This is a genomic window from Rhodopirellula sp. UBA1907 (assembly GCF_002337565.1).
Classification (GTDB): Bacteria; Planctomycetota; Planctomycetia; order Pirellulales; family Pirellulaceae; genus Rhodopirellula; species Rhodopirellula europaea.
The window spans coordinates 105,656-124,044 of sequence record NZ_DDGH01000098.1 but is presented as its reverse complement, the minus strand read 5'-3'; the positions used below and the strand labels follow the sequence as shown (position 1 = coordinate 124,044).

Annotated in this window: 17 protein-coding genes; 7 read left to right on the top strand and 10 right to left on the bottom strand. The window is 54.2% G+C overall.

The window, feature by feature from the left end:
• The first annotated feature begins 237 nt into the window (after positions 1-237).
• Entirely contained in the window at positions 238-1,578 is a 1,341-nt protein-coding gene (locus B2R17_RS24040; protein WP_286766012.1) for a Gfo/Idh/MocA family oxidoreductase, read from the top strand.
• A 332-nt stretch (positions 1,579-1,910) separates the two neighbouring features.
• Here B2R17_RS24040 and B2R17_RS24035 read toward each other — a convergent pair whose 3' ends face one another.
• The 4 genes from B2R17_RS24035 to B2R17_RS24020 form a co-directional block, all read right to left on the bottom strand.
• Positions 1,911-2,108: a cold-shock protein gene (locus B2R17_RS24035; protein WP_037198672.1), complete on the bottom strand. Its 198-nt coding sequence runs from the start codon at positions 2,106-2,108 to the stop codon at positions 1,911-1,913.
• Between the two features lie 157 nt (positions 2,109-2,265).
• Positions 2,266-4,284, bottom strand: coding sequence for a lactonase family protein (locus tag B2R17_RS24030; RefSeq protein WP_286766011.1), 2,019 nt, complete (start codon positions 4,282-4,284; stop codon positions 2,266-2,268).
• Positions 4,281-5,030 (bottom strand): rhamnogalacturonan acetylesterase, encoded by a 750-nt coding sequence (locus B2R17_RS24025; protein WP_286766010.1) that lies wholly within the window; start codon positions 5,028-5,030, stop codon positions 4,281-4,283. The genes B2R17_RS24030 and B2R17_RS24025 overlap by 4 nt, the downstream gene beginning before the upstream one ends.
• Before the next feature lie 82 nt (positions 5,031-5,112).
• Positions 5,113-6,402 (bottom strand): 3-keto-disaccharide hydrolase, encoded by a 1,290-nt coding sequence (locus B2R17_RS24020; RefSeq protein ID WP_286766009.1) that lies wholly within the window; start codon positions 6,400-6,402, stop codon positions 5,113-5,115.
• Positions 6,403-6,715: 313 nt separating this feature from the next.
• Between B2R17_RS24020 and B2R17_RS24015 the strand changes: the two genes are divergently transcribed.
• Positions 6,716-7,516, top strand: a complete 801-nt coding sequence (locus B2R17_RS24015) for a sigma factor (RefSeq protein ID WP_286766008.1) — start codon at positions 6,716-6,718, stop codon at positions 7,514-7,516.
• 63 nt (positions 7,517-7,579) lie between these two features.
• On the opposite strand, the gene B2R17_RS24010 is transcribed toward B2R17_RS24015, so the two are convergent.
• Positions 7,580-8,329 (bottom strand): SDR family oxidoreductase, encoded by a 750-nt coding sequence (locus tag B2R17_RS24010; protein ID WP_286766007.1) that lies wholly within the window; start codon positions 8,327-8,329, stop codon positions 7,580-7,582.
• 110 nt (positions 8,330-8,439) lie between these two features.
• Positions 8,440-8,997 (bottom strand): carboxymuconolactone decarboxylase family protein, encoded by a 558-nt coding sequence (locus B2R17_RS24005; RefSeq protein ID WP_286766006.1) that lies wholly within the window; start codon positions 8,995-8,997, stop codon positions 8,440-8,442.
• Between the two features lie 355 nt (positions 8,998-9,352).
• On the opposite strand from B2R17_RS24005, the gene B2R17_RS24000 reads away from it, so the two are divergent.
• Positions 9,353-10,195 (top strand): transglutaminase-like domain-containing protein, encoded by an 843-nt coding sequence (locus B2R17_RS24000; protein ID WP_008657049.1) that lies wholly within the window; start codon positions 9,353-9,355, stop codon positions 10,193-10,195.
• Positions 10,196-10,327: 132 nt separating this feature from the next.
• On the opposite strand, the gene B2R17_RS23995 is transcribed toward B2R17_RS24000, so the two are convergent.
• On the bottom strand, positions 10,328-10,924 hold the full coding sequence (locus B2R17_RS23995) for a c-type heme family protein (RefSeq protein WP_286766005.1): 597 nt from the start codon (positions 10,922-10,924) through the stop codon (positions 10,328-10,330).
• 198 nt (positions 10,925-11,122) lie between these two features.
• On the opposite strand from B2R17_RS23995, the gene B2R17_RS23990 reads away from it, so the two are divergent.
• Complete coding sequence (locus tag B2R17_RS23990) at positions 11,123-11,305, top strand: hypothetical protein (protein ID WP_008657045.1); 183 nt, start codon at positions 11,123-11,125, stop codon at positions 11,303-11,305.
• A gap of 96 nt (positions 11,306-11,401) precedes the next feature.
• Here B2R17_RS23990 and nhaA read toward each other — a convergent pair whose 3' ends face one another.
• On the bottom strand, positions 11,402-12,724 hold the full coding sequence (nhaA, locus tag B2R17_RS23985) for a Na+/H+ antiporter NhaA (RefSeq protein ID WP_286766004.1): 1,323 nt from the start codon (positions 12,722-12,724) through the stop codon (positions 11,402-11,404).
• A 50-nt stretch (positions 12,725-12,774) separates the two neighbouring features.
• A complete protein-coding gene (locus B2R17_RS23980; protein WP_039961913.1) occupies positions 12,775-13,062 on the bottom strand; it encodes a hypothetical protein in 288 nt (95 codons plus the stop codon).
• A 554-nt stretch (positions 13,063-13,616) separates the two neighbouring features.
• Here B2R17_RS23980 and B2R17_RS23975 point away from each other — a divergent pair.
• A complete protein-coding gene (locus tag B2R17_RS23975; protein ID WP_286766003.1) occupies positions 13,617-14,849 on the top strand; it encodes a two-component system sensor histidine kinase NtrB in 1,233 nt (410 codons plus the stop codon).
• The gene (locus tag B2R17_RS23970) at positions 14,846-16,267 is read left to right on the top strand and encodes a sigma-54-dependent transcriptional regulator (RefSeq protein ID WP_286766002.1); all 1,422 of its coding nucleotides are present in this window, start codon (positions 14,846-14,848) and stop codon (positions 16,265-16,267) included. Before B2R17_RS23975 ends, B2R17_RS23970 begins: the two co-directional genes overlap by 4 nt.
• 295 nt (positions 16,268-16,562) lie before the next feature.
• Here the strand turns inward: B2R17_RS23970 and B2R17_RS23965 are convergent, their stop codons facing one another.
• Positions 16,563-17,378 carry an HPP family protein gene (locus B2R17_RS23965; protein ID WP_339886851.1) on the bottom strand — a complete coding sequence of 272 codons (816 nt, stop codon included), beginning with the start codon at positions 17,376-17,378 and terminating at the stop codon, positions 16,563-16,565.
• A 417-nt stretch (positions 17,379-17,795) separates the two neighbouring features.
• Between B2R17_RS23965 and B2R17_RS23960 the strand changes: the two genes are divergently transcribed.
• Positions 17,796-18,389, top strand: a complete 594-nt coding sequence (locus tag B2R17_RS23960; RefSeq protein ID WP_286766000.1) for a RedB — start codon at positions 17,796-17,798, stop codon at positions 18,387-18,389.

Here is an 18,389-nt window from a genome sequence, read left to right as displayed (position 1 = left end):
GAAGCTTCACCTGGTTCATTTGTACTGCGAATTATCGCAGCCGCCGTTTAGGCAAAGGGCCCCCGGAATCTTCCGGCAGGCTCAATTGTCATTCAAATATCACGCGCAGCCCCGGTTTTGCCCCTGAACCAACCGACAGCAAGTCTGTCGCCGTTTAGGTATCATGGTCGACACTAAATTGGAACTCCCGTCCCACCATTCTCCATCAATTCGGACCCCACTGCAGTGACCAACACGATGACAAACGCGAGCCGTCGTTCTTTCTTGAAAAAGGCCACCGTCGCAACCGCCGGCATCGGGACTCTTGGCATTCAATCGACGCAGGCCGCTGAGAGCAAAGACAAGGTGAACTTGGCAATCATCGGTTGCACCAATCGGGGAGCCGCCATTGGCAACGACGCGGTCAAATCTGGCATGGTCAACGTCGTTGCCCTTTGCGATGCCGACCCGTCACGTACCAATCGTTTCAAACAACAACATCCTGAAGCGAAGGTCTATGACGACTTCCGCAAGATGTTCGATGAGATGGGTGGCAAGATTGACGCCTGCACGGTCGGTACACCCGACCACACGCACTTTCCAATTTCAATGCGAGCCATCTCGGAAGGCGTTGCGGTCTACGTCGAGAAACCGCTTGCGCACACATTCGAAGAATGCGAACTGCTGATTGCGGCTGAAAAGAAGCACAACGGCATCTGCCAAATGGGCAACCAAGGTCACTCCTCTTCACAACGCATGCAGTTCAAAACATGGGTGGAAGAACGCATTATCAAAAACGTCCGCCGTGTCGACGCTTGCATGAACAAAGGACGACGTTGGCATCCATGGGGAAACGTGACCGGATATCCCGCTGCGGAGAAAATGCCCGCCGGAATGAACTGGGATGTGTGGACCGCAACCGCACCGATGCAGAGCTACAGTGATCGACTCGACAATGGCAACTGGCGTGGTTGGTACGACTACGGCAACGGTGCCTTCGGTGATTGGGGACCTCACACATTGGACAGCATCCATCGTTTCCTTGACTTGAGACTGCCGTACGAGATCCGCGCGGACAAGTTGGAAGGCCCGAACGATTTCATCTACCCAATGGCTACCACCATCGCATTCGAGTTTGCCGAACGTGGTCCGGGAATGCCCGCGATGTCAATCAACTGGTACGACGGCGTCAAAAACCAGCCACCGCGTCCAAAGGAACTTGGTGAAGGCAAATCAATGCCGGCATGTGGCAAGGTGATGTACAGCGACGATCGGACCTTCCTGGGCGGCACTCACAACGCCAAGCTCAGCATTTTGTCCGACTCTGTCAAAACTCCAGAGATCCCGGCCGGCGAAACGAACCACAGCCACATGAAGAACTTCTTGCTCGCAGCAATGGGCAAAGAGGAATGCAACTCGAAGTTCGCGGTATCAGGTCCGTTGACGCAAGTCTTTATGCTGGGCTGCATCGCTCAACGTCTCGGCGGCACCCTGAAGTTCGACGCTGAAAAGCGAGAGATCACCAACAACGAACGAGCCAACGAACTCTTGAAGGGAAATGCCCCACGAAAAGGCTGGGAAGAGTACTACACCGTGTAGGAAAGCCTCCAACGAATCGGCCCAACTAGCTGCTCGGTGTCCGCAGAATCAACCGCTGCGGGTTTTCCATTCTCTTGGAGTGACGAACGGACAGTTGGTTGGCCGGCAATGGATTGTGGCGGCCATGACAAATACACGCGGCATTCAGCCTGTTTTTAATCGATCGTTTGCAGCGAAGTCTGCAGAAAACCAACACGCAAAAAAAAACGGCATTTGGCTCATCAAGCCAAATGCCGTTGTGTATTTTACAGTCTTGGTGTGTTCCCGCTCGAATGTCGTCCGCGGAATGCGCTCACGACAGAACAGGAAGCTGGGTGACTAACCCGAGTCAATTACTGAACTTGGACGTTTTCTGCACAAGGCCCTTTTTCGCCACGTGCTTCGTTGAACGTGACTTGTTGACCTTCGCGGAGGTCATCGAAGTTCACGCCTTCAACGCTGGACGAGTGAAAGAACAAGTCCTTCGAGCTGCCAACGTCAATGAAACCGAAGCCTTTGTCGGTGAGACGTTTGATCGTACCTTCTGCCATTTTTCAATCTATTCAAAAGAGTTCTTGGCAGCCGATGCCGGAGACGAAGTTGTCTTAGCTTGTCGACTGCCGCGGGCATCGTAACAGATGTTGCTCACCTAACGGGCATAAAGTGGGGACCAATCGGTAATTCATTGAAATTTCCTCGGCCGCCATCTCACCGAAGCGGTTCAATCGCCCCGGTGGAACGCATAAAGACGACTTCATGGCTCGCACGATTTATCCCCAATAAGACTCCTAAATCATCAAAATCCCAAGCAATTCCCTGTCCGGCGATCGGTGCTGGCACAGTCGCCACGTGTTTGAGTTCGCTTCCGTTGGTCGGAATGTCGAGAAGATAAAGTTCAGCGTGATCATGGCCGGTGACGTACAAATCTCCATTCGGCCCGAAGCAGCCACCTGAATTGCTCATTGGCAAAAACCGCTGAATCACCGATTCGGGAAATGTCCATTCGCCGGTTTCTTTCCACTGTTTGTCGTATCGAACCAACTTGGTCCGACGAACTTCCGTTTCGCCATAAAACGCGAATGCAACCCACCAAACTCCGTCATGTCGATCGACCCAGTTGATCGCTCCTTCCGTTTCAGCGAATGGCTTTGACTGCAAATGCTCCATGCGTTTGGCGTCAAATATCTCAATCGAATTCTTCAGCGGCTTGGTCGGCCAATTGGAATTCGCACAATACAGCCTTCCATCTTTGACGATTCCGCTGTTGAAATGCTTGATTTCCGATCCGTTAGGAGCATCCCAGCGAGCGACACGCTTGCCGGATTGTTTATCGTACCGAGCGATCGCTCGATTGGAGATCGCATAAAACGAAGTCTCATCCACCGCCGCCGCCTGATGGGCTTCGGGTGCGGCAACACGGCGTATCTCATGAAACGACTGATGATTTTCAGCGAGATCTACAAAGGTGATGCAAGACGGATTGCCGACCGAGGCATAGTTCCCGGTGAACTCCAGCAACCCAGAGTCTCGGTCGATTCGAAATGCCGTGACGTTGTCCGCGCGTTGATTGCATACGTAAAGAAAACGAGCGCTAGGATCAAAGTTGAAGCTGCGGGGGTAGTCACCACGAGTCCATTCGTTGCCAACCTGCCGCAATGTTCCATCTGATTCGATCGCGAAAATTCCGATGCTGTCGTGAAGTCGATTGCCGGCGTAGACAAAACGTCCGTCGTCAGAAACCAAAATCTCGGAGCAGAAGTTGCTGCCTTGGAAGCCAGGCGGCAAGGAGGATACGGTTTGACGCTGAGTCAAACGCCCAGCGTCCGAGTCGTAGTCAAGTAGCACGATCGTGGATCCTTCTTCTTGGATCGAATACATCCAGCGTCCATTGGGATGAAAATCGAAATGCCGTGGTCCATCTCCCGGAGGCAAGGACACGCTCGCTGGCGTGTTGGCGGATAGCTTCCCTGTGGTAGCGTCGAACTTCCAAACAAAGATTCGGTCCATTCCCAAATCCACATGCAGGACATAGCGTCCCGTTGCATCGGATTGAATCATGTGTGCATGCGAGCCATCGTGACCACTGATTGCGAAGCTTCCCGGCGGAGCGTTGGTTGCCTTGGTGGGCCCGACGTTTCCTTCGCCGCGTTGGACGTCAGTCGCATTGCCCAAACGTCCGTCCGAAAGAATGGGCAATACCGCGATCGATCCACTGAAATAATTCGCGACGAAGAGATAGCGTCCCGACGGATGAATGCTGACATACGTGGGCCCGTCGCCTTCCGAAGCAACCGTATTCAACAACGTCAATTGACCATCGCGACGATCAATCGCGAACGAACTGACGGATCCTTGTTTCGCGTCTCCAAAGCGATCCGTTTCATTGCTTGAGTACAAACGATTCCCAGCCGCATTGACCACCAAACAATCCGGACTGACGCCCAAATCAAACGTCCCGGCCGTCTTCAAAGCACCGCTATTGCGATCAACTTCAAAAAGGTGAATTCCTCGGCCATTTCCGGCAGGTAGATCCACTTGCGTTGGTGGAACATCGCCAAGCGGTGAGCTAAACGTTCCGACGTAGGCCATCAGAGGTCGATTTGCGGGCGCCCCGTTCGGCTCATCCTCAGCTCGCAGCGTACCGGAGCACACAAACGCAATCAGCAGCAAAACGATTCGGAACATCGGGCGGCGAGATGGTCGAAGGAACAGGATCTGGCGATTCATTGTTTGTCTGTACGGGATGACGACGTTTTCAAATACTTGGTCAAACTGGGCACCTCGGATTGCAGCTCGTCGATGACGAGGTCGGCCATCGCTTCGCATCCCTTTTCGTTGAAGTGGGTCAGGTCGCCTTCCTTGAAATTGAACTTCATGCTGGCCTGCGGTCCGATTTTGTTGTGAAGTTCGATGCTTCTTTTGTGCAAATCAACGAACGGCACGTCCAAATCCGTTGCAACCTCCTGCGCTGCGGCAGCCCATGGTCCCAGCGTCGTTCGAATCTGGTCGTTCTCATCGAAACGACGTCTCGTCACCGAACTGACGATGATCGGAATCGCGCCGATCGACTTCACTTCCGCGACGTAGCGTTTCAGCTGGTCGCGATAGGTCGTGGCGGGATCGGTTTCTCGCTTCGGACCTTTTCCTGGCTGGTCATTGTGTCCGAACTGGATCAGCACGTAGTCCGGCTTTGCGTCCAAGACCGGCGGCATACGATTGCCGTCGTACCAGCTTTTCGAACTCGCTCCGCCTTTTGCGAAGTTGAGTACCTCCGCTTGGTCGCCGAATCGCTTCCGAAAAGCCACGCCCCATCCCGAATAGTCCTCGACGGTCGAGTCACCGATCAAAGCGATCGTGATCGAGTCGCTTTCAGACGAAGGTGAAGCAGCGAGTTGATCCGTCTGGGCTACGACGACGCTCGAGACGAGCAACGACGCGGCCACTAGGCAACGTATGCCAAGGAAGCCGAGCATTTTGAGATTGGTAGTTGAGATGGTGAGATTCCTTGGTGGTGCGGGAAAGGATACAGACGCGAATGAACTGCGAGTTGTTATGTCACTCTCGCTCGATCAGCTCGGCCATCTCATTCGTGATTGGCATGACTTCAAAGTCCTTGAAGAACATTTCGCAGTCGGTGCCACCATGCATTTGCAATCCGAGCTTGCCTGTCTTCTCACATTCTTCATCGATGATGTCCGACGTGCAGAATCCATTCAGCGTTTGAACGAGTCGATCGCCGTAAGCGGCGGTGCAGGTTGTATTCCATTGGTCATCCTTGTTGCGCACCCTCTCGACCAACTCATCATTGGTGACGATCCAGCCGCGGCCTGGGATGGTCTTCCCCTCGATGATTCCGGCGGTATGCCAGAGAGCAGAGTCCTTGCCATTGTTCGCGATTTCATTTTGGAATCCACGCAACACCCACGGTGCACTGGTTTCCTCTGCTCGGAAGTACAACGCGCTGTTGCCGCCTTGCATTCGATATGTCACCCGCGCGATGAAGTTGTCGTAGTTGTCATCGGAAATGACCAAACCGTCTTTCCCCTGGCTCTTCGAATGAACGCCATGCAAGATGCCTTCTTCAGTGAATGACCATTCTTCAGGAAGGACGAACCTCGCACCATCGAGTTCGTATCCTCGTTCGTCGTTCTTGACGAAAAATGATTGCCAACGGCTTTCGCCCAAGTCTTTGATGCGGATGTCCTTCCACGCCACCGAACCTGATTTGCCCGAATGAATTTGTAGCCCGATGAAGCCCTTCATCGAGAAACTATCAAAAATATCGACGACCAATTTCCCGTTCAGCCAACTCTTGATCGACGGCCCCACGCACTGGATTTCGAGCTCGTTCCACTCACCTTCTCGGCAGCTTTCCTGAGCCACATCGAGACGGTCTTGCGGTGTGAAGGCGTCCAGCCAAATGATTCCGTGCTTGTGCCCACGACGGCCTTCGTCGTAGATCCGTCCGGTCATGTCGCCTCCGGGCCGCATTTCAGCCTGATAGCCAAAGACCCGCTGACGCTCTCCTTCTTCACGCGACGCAGAACGGAATTGAACGCCGGAATTTCCGCTTTCCAAAAATTTGTAGCGAAGCTTCAAGACAAAATCGCCAAATTCTTTCTCAGAGCACAGGAATGTATTGCCGGGCGTGTCGGGCACGCATTCGCCGACAATCGCACCATCCTCAACGCGATACTTCGCTGAACCACCACGTTTGACCCAGCCACTCAGGTCCTTGCCGTTAAACAGGGAGACGAATCCGTCCTCTGATTCCTTCGCCGTCGCAGTCACGGCAATGGTGGCGCAAAGCCAAGTCGTGATTGTCAATGCAAAACACGTTCTCATTGTTGTCTCTCTATGAAGTGATGGTGCTCGCCGATATCGGCAACTTTTTACCGTAGCGATTTCGTATCGCGATTGACGCTCGCTGACCGTGAGCGTTGCCAGGCCGAGATAGCTCGCAAATCGAACGGGACTTATTCGCATCCAGCAAAGCCGATCGCATTCTACACAACCCGCGTGTCGAGACGTGCGGCCTGAACATCGAGGTTCGTCGGACCGCAAATAGCCAAGACAATCCGGGAAAACGGAAGGGATTTTTGTCCCCAATCGGTCCCCTATCGACAGTATTGGTGTTCACTCGTTGGGAGCGATAGGTTTGACAGAGCAGAAAACACGATTGGCGTTTGAGATCCTGGCCCGCGAAAATTCGCGGATGCTGATGGTCTATCTGCGCAGCCTGATTCGCGATGAAGCGATCATCGATGACCTGTTCCAGGAATCGATGATTGTGGCTTGGCAAAAGTTGGATGAGTGCGATCGAGAACGTCCATTTGGCCCATGGCTTCGTGGGATTGCTTCTCGCATTGTGATGGCCCACTACCGAAAGCAGAAAACCATCCCGTTGGCGATGCAGGAGTCAGTGCTGTCAGTCGTTGATCGGCATTTCGAAGCGATCAACATGCTGGCGGGGGACACGTGGGACGACAAACTTGCCGCTCTGCATGAATGTGTTGATGCACTGCCCGTTCACCAAATGGATGTCATCCGGGGCCGCTACTTTGACAGGCACAAAGGTCCTCATGACAAGCGTCACTATCACGCCGCGGCGACGTTCCAATTCGTGACTCTTCGCAAAACTGAAACAGAACATTACACGCCACAACAGCGGGGCGGTGGTGAAGGACGTCGCGACGCAGGAGCGACCAAAGCGTTCGCTGGATACGATACCGACAACGATGGACAACTCACCCAGTCAGAACTTTCTGGCCGTGGCGGTTCGCGTAGTGCAATGGCGGGATTTCTAAAGGGACACGCCAAAGAGATTGACCGCGACAGTGACGGGATCGTTTCGAAGAAGGAAGCGATCTCGAATGCGGAGCGGATGTTTCAAAAAATCGACACGAGCGGCGACGGCGAGATCCAGCCAGATGAGCTGGAGGCCTCCCGCAGGAAGTGAGCTACAGGGCATGCGAACGAGGCATGCCCGAGTTGCTGACATCAAGTGACAAATGGACGTGGCTCAGGCCACGCCCTCTTGCATGTCTGCTTCCACCACGTTTTCTGCAAAGCTTTGGTAGGCTTCCCCGATTTGCTGTGCCATCGGATCGGGCCAAGCATGAAAGCGTCCTTCCGCGAGTGCATCAAAGATTGCGGTGGCGACCAATTCCGGCGGTGCACCAACGTCTTCGAAGCCAGCGTTTTTGCCCATCTCGGTCGCGATCGGACCTGGATGGACACTGACCACCTGTGTGCCTTGGTCACGCAAAGTTTCGCGCAAGCCTTGCGTGATTGAATAGCTGGCCGATTTCGATGCGCAGTAGGTGGTGAGGTCTCCGAACGTTTTGACCGACGCCACACTGTTCAGTTGAGCGATCGCGCCTCCGCCGTTTGCTTTCAACACGGGAGCAAACGCTTGCACCATACGAATCAGACCGTAGACATTCACGTTCATTTCAAACTGCAACGCTTCGATCGCGTCGTCATCCAGCGCATTCTTGACCTTCAAGACGCCAGCGTTGTTGATGACGAGGTCCACGTCGGTTGCAACTTTCGCGGCGGAGGTGATGGATGCCGGATCCTCCAAGTCCACTTGGACTGGGACAACTCGGTCGCTGTGTTCGTTCACAAGGTCATCGGCTGAGTCGCTGTTGCGGACGGCGGCGTACACTTTGGAAGCACCGCGTTTCAAGGCTTCTTCCAAAATCACTTTGCCGATGCCGCGGTTTGCTCCGGTAACCAGCACGACTTTGTCTTTCACTTCAAAATTCATCTCGAAACCCTTTTCCGTGTTTGTTTTTGTCAAGCTTGATTAATCGGCGGCACTTGATAGCACCAGCCTTGTTTGCGTTGCATCTTCCGTCTGCTGTGCTACCGCACAAACTACGCTTCGGCGTGCCATTCGTTTTTTGAAAAGGCATCATCAAGTGGCGTTTCCGCGATGTGATTGGTGTAATTCGAGAGCACTTTGTAGGCCGTACCCACGATCACCTCGAAAACGGTTGCGTTTGTGTAGCCCACCGCCAACAAAGCTTCGATGTCTCCGTCTTCCATCCAACCACGTTGGACGTTGACCTTTTCAGCGAAGACGCGAAGTGCTTCGAGCTTTGGATCGGCGATCGGTGTGCCCGTTCGCAAGGACTCGATCACGTCGACCGGTACCTTGAGCGACTGCATGATCGACGTGTGAGCGGCCATGCAGTATTCGCATCCATTCAGCCGGTTGTTGGTCATCGCGATGATCTGACGCTCAGTCGCATTCAGATTGGTCTTCGTATCAAAGATCCCCGCGATTGTTCGATAGGCTTCCAACAACGCAGGCGACTCCGCCATCGCGGCGTGCAGATTCGGAACAAATCCGTATGCCTTCTGGCTGTGTTCCAGTTGTGGTTTGCTGGCTTCCGGAGCGGAATCGATCGTGTGTGTTTGAAAATCAGTCATCGTCTTGCCTCAGTTTTGACCACTCGGTCCAAATGGGATCTGGAAATCAGAGGAAACATGTTCCTCCGGGGCGTGAACCACTGCGGTTGTGTCAGGAAAATGCATGTTTGAATGGCCGGACCGCCATTCGACGACCAAGTCGCGAGAAAAACCTCGTGGAATGAGGGTTCGCTAGTGCGCTCGAAACCGTCATCGGTGAGCCCGGCTGAACTGGACTGGCCCCTTGCAATCGATTGACACCATCCGCCTGGGCGAATCCCAAAAATCCGCGGTGGATTCTTCCTTCGCCGGTCTCGTCCACCTCGTACGATAGAAGGCGATTCCGCATGTCTCTCAACGTCGTCGAAGATCTGAAATGAACACCGTCCATGTCGGGTGCCAACTGAACTACCTCGTGAAGTCGCCCTCGATCTTCCTTTTGAACTGTTCTGTCGCCAAAAATCCGCACCAAATCGTGACTTCTGAGTCGCTCGAGGTGCTGCCGTTTTCACCGGTCGAAGAATGCGACGTCAGCCCACTGGGTAACCGGGTCGTTCGATTGAACGCTCCTCCGGGAGAACTGCAGATTCGCTACGCGGCGACCGTGGGCCTGCAGACGGAATCCGTCGACTCGAATGACTTGATGGAAACCGATTACGAAAAGCTGCCCGGCGACATTCTTTCGTATCTCAACCCGAGCCGATATTGCGAATCGGACAAGCTCTATCGTTTTGCGATTGACGAGTTCGGACACCTCGTTCCCGGATATTCACGCGTCACAGCGATTTGCAATTGGACGTTCGAGCAACTTGCCTACATCCCCGGCAGCACCAATTCCACGACGACCGCTTGCGATGTCTTGTTGCAACGAGCGGGCGTGTGCCGAGACTATGCGCACGTCGCTATCAGCTTGTGTCGTGCGTTGGGAATCCCTGCCCGATACGTGTCCGGGTACGCGGTCAATCTGGTCCCGCCGGACTTCCACGGTTTCATGGAAGCCTACTTGGACGGACGTTGGTTCCTCTTTGATGCCACTCGGTTGGCACCAGTCGGTGGCTTGGTTCGAATCGGCACCGGACGTGATGCAGCCGACGTAGCTTTCGCGACCATCCGCGGTGAAGTCGATTGCACGGGAATGGGCGTGTGGGCAACGGATGCAAACCCGACGGACGAAAGGTTGAGTCCTGACAATGTGCAAACCGGAGTCAGCTCTGCTTGAGCGACTTGACACTTCCCGCGAGTAAGTTCAGCCGATCGATCTCAACACCTGGCATCGCGACCAATGTTGCAACAGCCGCTATTAGCCATGCCAGATTTGATTGCGTTTTCAGCTTCAATGCTCGTTCAACAATTACGGATCACTTGGATCCAGAGATAGCGGGATGCTGATCACCAAAGCGGCCGCCCGATCGTCATTGCTGGATCGCCGCGAAGCGTGGCAACTGAGGCAGGTCGCGGACAATCGTATCCTTCCCGCGAAACGGTAGACGTCTTTCTCAGTCTCATCGAAACTCGGCTTACCAGTCTTCAGCGATTTCACCGCTCGCTCTTCAAAGCCTGTCTCGGGTTCATTGTCGACATTCATCGCTTTCAAATCGACCGCGATCCATCGCAATTGAATCCCGTGGCTCTTCTCGAGCTCCGCAAAAACATCTTCCAGGGAACGAGACGGGATGCTGAGCCCTTCGTCTTCGCGGAAGAAGTCGCGGTGCATGACCTGGAGAGTTCCGTGCAACGTCTCATGCAGGATGGCCGCACGGGTTCTCGCTTCAACCAGCGTCGTTTTCGGATGAACACGCGAAGACTTATCGTCCGACGTGCTGGCCGTCGTCGCATTTTTCGCTGGAGCATCGATTGACTTTGTCTGACTGACTGCCAACTCAGAAGTCAGCAACCAACCCAGCATCATTGCGCCGGTAAACGTGATCGTGCGAGTGAATGACCTCAAGGGATTGCCTCGACAAATGGAGGAAGAAGCGTCGCGAAAGGTTGACGCGAGGAAACGTTGATTGACGCATTGGAAGGATCGGTGAATCGCAAGCAGAGCATTCTGACGCGAATACACGGTGTTTCCAAGCAAAATCACAGAATACCAGGCGACGGCATCACGCTTGCAATGAAATAGGTTGATACCACGGACGGGGCAATGCCTTCTCTCATTCTTGGAATCGAAACCATGTTGATGCGAAACCCCCACGAAGAAATTGTTGTCACCAAAACGAGTTTGGTTGCACCCAATTGCGAGTCACCAACGGTTTACCTGTTTGGACAAACCGTTCTCTTGCTGTTGTTCTTGGTTGCGATCCTGCTTCGTTCGTTGACATTCTAAATCTCTGACCTTCGGTAGGAACGCTGCGACCGCAAATCGATCCTGCGATCGCAGCGTTCCGCCATTTCAAATCATCTTGCGAGACGCCAGCTTCACTCATTCGCGAATTGGCTTTGGCAGAGTCCACAAGAGCAGCCCCATTCCAGCGATCGCACTGATGGCGGACCCGACCAATACACCCGTCTTGGCAGTATCAAGTCCATCGTCTCCGAACGCCAAGCCGTCGATGAACAATGCCATCGTAAATCCGATCCCAGCGAGAAAGCTACCCGATATCAAAATGGGCCAGTTCAGTCCGCTCGGTAAACGTGCCACGCCCAATCGAATCACCAACCAACTGAACAGCACGATCCCGAGTGGTTTTCCGACGACCAAGCCAATCACGACCGCGATAGCGACCGAGTCGCCCAGATTGGCCGGTTCAATCAACACTCCCGCGTTGGCGAGGGCAAAAACGGGCATGATCACATAGGCGGTCCATGGATGCAGCGATGACTCCAAGTACTCCAGCGGCGAGACCGTTTCTCGAGTGAGTTGCTGGACTTCTCGAACCACCTCGGCGCGGTGCAACCGGCGACGCCACTTCTTGGGTTGGAATTCGTGCTCCTTCTCGTGCAAGTACTCACGAAACCGTTCGGGAACCAATGTGGGTGTGGCAGGCGTCATTAACCCGAGGATCACGCCGATCAGAGTCGCGTGAATGCCGGATTCGTGAAGAGCAATCCAAGCAAGAATTCCGACAATCACATACGGCGGAAAGCGACGCACTCCAATTCGCGAAAGCAGATGCACCACGCCGACGGCAGCCGCAGCGAGGAACAAATAGCGGCCGTCCAGCGACTCGGTGTAGCCGACTGCGATCACCAAAATTGCACCAATGTCATCGACGATGGCGAGGGATAACAAGAGCACGCGAAGGCTGTGTGGTACGCGAGAACCGAGGATCGCCAAACAGCCAACGACAAATGCGATGTCTGTCGCCATTGGAATGCCCCACCCTTGCATTCCAGGTTGGCCGTACTGCATTGAAACATAAAGTGTGGCCGGCACAATCATCCCACCGATCGCAGCGGCGATGGGCAGAGTTGCTTGTTTCAAATCCGAAAGGGAACCATGAGCAAGCTCTCGTTTGACTTCCAAACCGATCACAAAGAAGAACACCGCCATCAAACCGTCATTGATGACATGGTGCAGGGAGTGGTGAAAGACAATGTCCCCGATGGCAATCGTCAGATCGGTGTGCCAAAACGCCAGATAGCTCTCCGCCCAAGAGGAGTTCGCCGCGACAAGGGCGACCACCGTACACAAAATCAGCACCAGCCCGCTGGTCGCCTCGATGTGTAAGAAGCGTGCAAACGGACGCAGCCACCGATCAATGGGTTGAATCGGTAGCGGAAGTCTAGTTTCGATGTGATTCATGCAAGCAGTGTGAGGGGTCTCTTGGGCGAGAAATGGAGCGGGAATACGACCTATGGCAGATCAGGACGCACGGTCATCCCGTTGGTGAATGCGTCAGGGGAAAAGATCAGATAGACAAACATCATCGCCGCTGGCAGCAACAGCAAAACCAGCATGGTGCAAATGACTCCGACGACATAGTTCTTTTCATCGTCGTCCGTCAGAAGCTGGCTGGGCGGCGTGTTTTGCTTGTCATACATGTCAGGTCCTAATTCGTCGATGAAATAGACCGTCTTTTCTGAGGCGTCTTTCGCCTCATTCGTTGGGGACGTCGGGCTGGTAATCAATGCCGGCAGCATCGGCTTTCTCCTCCAGTAAGAGTTCCCTCCGACGGTTCGAAAAACGGTTTGGCCCCAAACGAAGAGCTTTCCCGAAATGATTTCCGAACCCGGATTCACTTTCGAAGACTCTGATGCAGGTAGGATGCCGATCAGAACCATTCCGAGCATCGCCATGATGCCGCCTGAACCAGGTGGCGATGTTTGACATAGATATAAGCGGGCAAAAGAGCGTACGACGACGCGAGCGGAAGCTGGTTGTTTTTTCGGAGCCGAAATTCGAAACGCAACGAGAGAAGCCGGAGCGTCAACCGGGGTTTCCGGCGTGTCCACTTCGGTTGTCAGTTTCGTTGCTTTAGCGAAGTGATGTTGCGGTAGAAGTTCATTCGAATCCCGCTTGCCCCGGGTAGATCTCGGTCAGCTTGCATTGCTATATCTCGCCCCCACGTCGCGATTGAGCTAGGCGGAAAGGTTGTTGCGAACCATGTTCCCTCGCAAAGTGGAACAATCCAGTGACGGCGTTTGTTCACCCGCCATTTTGCCGGTGAAGACTCGATATCAACTACGATGAGTTCATGACGCAAAGACACGACCTACCGGCACAAGTCCTCCCTCATCGCGGGCAATCGATCCCGCCGGAGTTCTTTCGTGCAATCGCCGAAAGCACGGTGGACTGGGAAAGTTGGCAATCCGCCAACGGTCAGGTTGTGTGGGTGAACCAAGCGGTCGAGCGATTCACCGGATACACACCCAAAGAATGCCTCGCGATGGATGACTATCCGTTGCCGATGATTGCCGCAGAAGACCGCGAACGCATGGGGCGTCACCTGGAGGAAGCATCGAAGGGCAGCACCGGCAACAACGTCGAGTTCAAAGTCTTGCATCGTGATCAATCCACCTCCTGGGTCGCCGTATCTTGGCAGCCCATGACTGACCGCGAAGGCAATTCACTTGGCTTCCGGGCAAGTTTTCGCGATGTGACCGAGCGTCGTCAAATGCGGGAACAACTGCGGGAACAGAACGCCGTACTGGAACACTTGGTACAGATGCGGACAGCCAAGATTGCTCAGCTAGAAAAGCATCGACTCAAGATGGAGAAGCTGGCCGCGCTGGGAGAACTTGCGGCCGGCGTTGCTCACGAGATCAACAACCCGCTGGCCGGGATTCGCAACGCATTTGCACTTTTGAAACGGCATCTGCCATCCAATGTGAAGCACTACGACAAACTCGATTTGATCGATGGTGAGATTGAACGAATCCGTGGCATCACGCACCAAATGTTTCAGCTCTATCGCCCGAGTCAACAAAAGGCCGACGTATTCAATGCTCGTCGGTGTTTGGAAGAGCTGATGTCGCTTGCTTTGCCGATGTCACGCAAATTCAAGGTGAAGGTCAAGCTGGAACGGGCGGAGCTCCCTGCCTCAAAAGAGCTTGGCGTGGATGAGGTCTTGCTTCGTGAAGGCGAACTGAAGCAAATCCTATTGAACCTGGTGCACAATGCGATCCAGGCTTCATCGCCGGGCCAGGAGGTCCGGTTGGTCGTGACCGCGAACGACGACACGTTGGTCTTGCGAGTGATCGATCGTGGATGCGGGATCGCCGATGATGTGATTGATTCGATCTTTGATCCATTTTTCAGCACCAAGACAACGACCGTCGGACAAGGCATGGGATTGGGGCTGTCCGTCACCCGCGGTCTGATCGAGGCGATGAGAGGAACGATTGACGTTTCTAGCCAACCAAATGAAGGAACTGAGTTTTGCGTCCAACTACCGAGATGCCTGAAGATGGAGCCAGAAGAGAATTGAATACAACAACCGCTCAACGCATCTTGATTGCGGACGACGAACCGCTCTTTCGGGAGACAACGGCGGAATTCCTTCGCGAAGAAGGGTACGAATGCCTATGCGTCGAAGACGCGAACGATGCGATCTCGGTGTTGGAGGAACACAAATTCGATTTAATTCTTTCTGACCTCAACATGCCGGGCAATCTGAAGTTTGAGCTGTTGAAAGAAGGACGCACCAAACACTCCGACGTGCCCATGATCGTCGTGACGGGAGCCCCTTCACTGCCATCGGCAATCGAAAGTGTTCGACTCGGTGTGACCGACTACCTATTGAAACCGGTGAAGCTGGAAGAATTGCTCACGGCAGTCCAGCGATCAATCTCTCAGGCGGGCAATCGGAAAGCAATCGAAGATAGCGAGGCTCCGTCACCCAGCGATGACCACTCGTCTGCGAATTCACCGGTTTGGTCGAAAGATCTCGGCATCATCGGTGAGAGTCCCAAGATGCTGGAAGTGCTGGAGATCGTTGAACGTGTGGCGATGAGCGACACCAACGTTCTGATCACCGGAGAAAGCGGGACGGGCAAAGAGGTCATCGCGAAAGCGATCCATTGCCGGAGTCATCGGCGAGAAAATGCGATGCAGGTGATCGATTGCACCTCAATTCCAGAGTCGCTGTTCGAGTCCGCTCTGTTTGGCCATATCAAAGGATCGTTCACCGGTGCCGTGAAAGACCAAGCTGGGCTACTGCGAGCTTGCGACGGAGGCACCGCCTTTATCGACGAACTCGGCGAGTTGCCGTTGTCGTCGCAAGCCAAGCTGTTGAGAGTCATTCAGGAGCAAACTTTCACGCCGGTCGGTGACAGTCAACCGATCCGGGTCGACACCCGATTCGTTTGTGCCACGAATCGTGACTTGCAGCAGGAAGTTGATGCTGAACGGTTTCGGCATGATCTCTACTACCGTTTGGCGGTAGTGCACATCGAGTTGCCGCCGCTGCGAGATCGTGGCGAGGATGTGATCCTGCTGGCCAATGCGTTTCTGCAGAAACATCAACCAACCGGTGACAATCCCATTTCGTTCGCCGACGAAACTTTGGAGTGTTTCCGAAGCTATCGATGGCCCGGAAACATTCGTGAACTTCGAAATGTGGTCGAACGGTCATTGGCTCTTGCAAAAGGCCCTGTAATCGAGGCGAGTGACCTGCCGAAACCGCTTCGTGATTCGATCAACGAGAAACCTTCCGAAACACTTGATCTCGCCGAAGTTTCTCGCGATGAGGCTCTCGACACCGCCGACCGAGCATACCTGATTCAGCTTCTCGGAAAGCATCACGGCGTGATCGCCAGCGCAGCACGTCAAGCAGGGCTGTCACGCCAAGGCATGAACAAGCTTCTCAAACGACACCACATCGATGCAAACGATTTTCGCAAGTGATGTTTGCGTCGGTGGGTTTGATCGGCAATTGCAGAAAAGTTGAATGATCGTCAAATCAATGCTGGGAACCGGGGTGAACGGGCTGCTGATTTCATGAACCGTACCGCGTTCGCAACGAGCGAAGAACAAGTGTCGGATTGAAATGTGGCATAGGCTTCCAGCCTGCGGTCCGGGCAATGACAGGCTGGAAGCCTATGCCACTTATTTTCGACTCAGTCCTTAGCGGCGGTTAGTCAAACGCCAACGCCCAACGGCTAACTGTTGTCATTCGGTATGCGACTAAATCAACAGGCCGCTATCGCAGCATTTGATCCGAGTTGCCGGATAGCCTTCGCTTCAGGATCTCGTCCGGTTGCTCGGTGAGTTCGATCGAGCGTTTCTCTGTTTCACTCAACGAAACCTTGTGCTGAGAATGCTCGTTTAATTTGAACAGCAATTCATCGGCACTGCCCAACTCACGCACGAGTCGGATCAGATCTTCTTCGCTCACGTCGACAAACGAGTCGAGTGAACGAATGGCTGCCAACACTTGTTCGTGCGACGGGGCCGAGCCAACACGTTGCTGAGCGTCGTCAGCACGTTCAGACTGAAACAAACCGGCCGGATAGCGTCGCCAACGGAACGGTGCGTTGATCACCACGGCAAGCGTTAGCATCAACGCCACGTTCAGCAGAATCGGGCAAAAGACGTACATGTAACCAAGCTCGTGAATGGCTTCGCCGCCCATGACTGCGGTGAACGCGGTCGCCCCTCCTGGCGGATGAATGCAACGCAGTTGGTACATCAGTCCGATGGAGATTCCGACCGCGAGTGCTGTCGCCAATGCCGGGTGGCTGATCCATTGGTAGCACGTCACACCAATGCATGCCGAGAGCGTATGCCCCGCGACCAGGGGCCAAGGTTGAGACAACGGTCCATGCGGAACCGCATACAACAGCACCGCGCTGGCTCCCATCGACGCAATCACGCCCGTCGCTGCCAGGCCGGGTAGGCAGAGGTTGGTGACGTAGAAGACACAGTAGATCGCGCAGGCAGATCCAACTGCCGAGATCAATTTCTCATGCAGGCTGACTTCAACAAGTTCAACGCCTAACCATCTGCTTCCTAGCATGTGGGAATCAGCTTCAAATGCGTAACGTCCCAGACGCATTGCCACGCCATGTCCGCTCATGGTGGGTCACTGCGCTGGTCGGCCAGTCAGACTAGGCGAAACTGGTTTTGCGTCAAGCCGCAGAGCGAGGTGTAGTCCAAACGACTCTACAATCGAACCATCGGTTGTGGCGGGATTCACGCACTGCATCGCGGGTGGTTCTGTCCCGCGGCAAAGGTAGCAACGTCGATATGATCGTCCAGATCGGCCTCCGAAATGGTCCATCTGCTAGTCACAACGCAATCCGCACCAACCACGTCGTTTGCCACGTGCAAAGTTCTTACTCAATAGAGTGGGCACGCAACGATCTTTAGCGACCAGCATGGACGTCAGCCTGCCCGAATCGAACAGTGTCTCGTCGTTAGGTCGATCGCATCCATGGGTTGGAAAATTGCTCTTTCAATGCTGCTCTTGCCAGGGTTGATAGGAATGACACAGCTGGTGTCGTACTCCAGCCAACCAGGCAAAGTTGGCCAGTCCGTGCCGGAGTTGTTGCCGTGCAGCTTGTCAGGCGAGGAACCATTCCGAGGTGCTGATCAAACAACGGTTTTGATCTTCTATCATCCGCATTGCCCATGCACGCGAGCGACGATTCGATGCATGGAAAGGATGATCGCATCATTCGCGTCGCAACCAAACATCGTCGCATACGCATTCATTCCATCCGGCGAAGTTGATAGCTGGATTGAATCGGAAACGACAGACAAATTGCGGTCGTTTGGCAATGTATCCATTGTTGCTGACCATGACGCGAAAGCATCTCGGCAGTTTGATGTCGCAACATCGGGACATGTGCTCGTCTACAACGACGCAAGGCTGAGTTTCAGTGGTGGTATCACACCGTCACGTGGGCACGAGGGAAGCTGCGACTCCGGTGCCGCGTTCCTGAACAGCATCAACGGCGAATCAAACCAGCGTGTTAAATGGCCGGTCTTTGGATGTGCGATCGTTAGCCCCAGCGAAGGTGCCTGA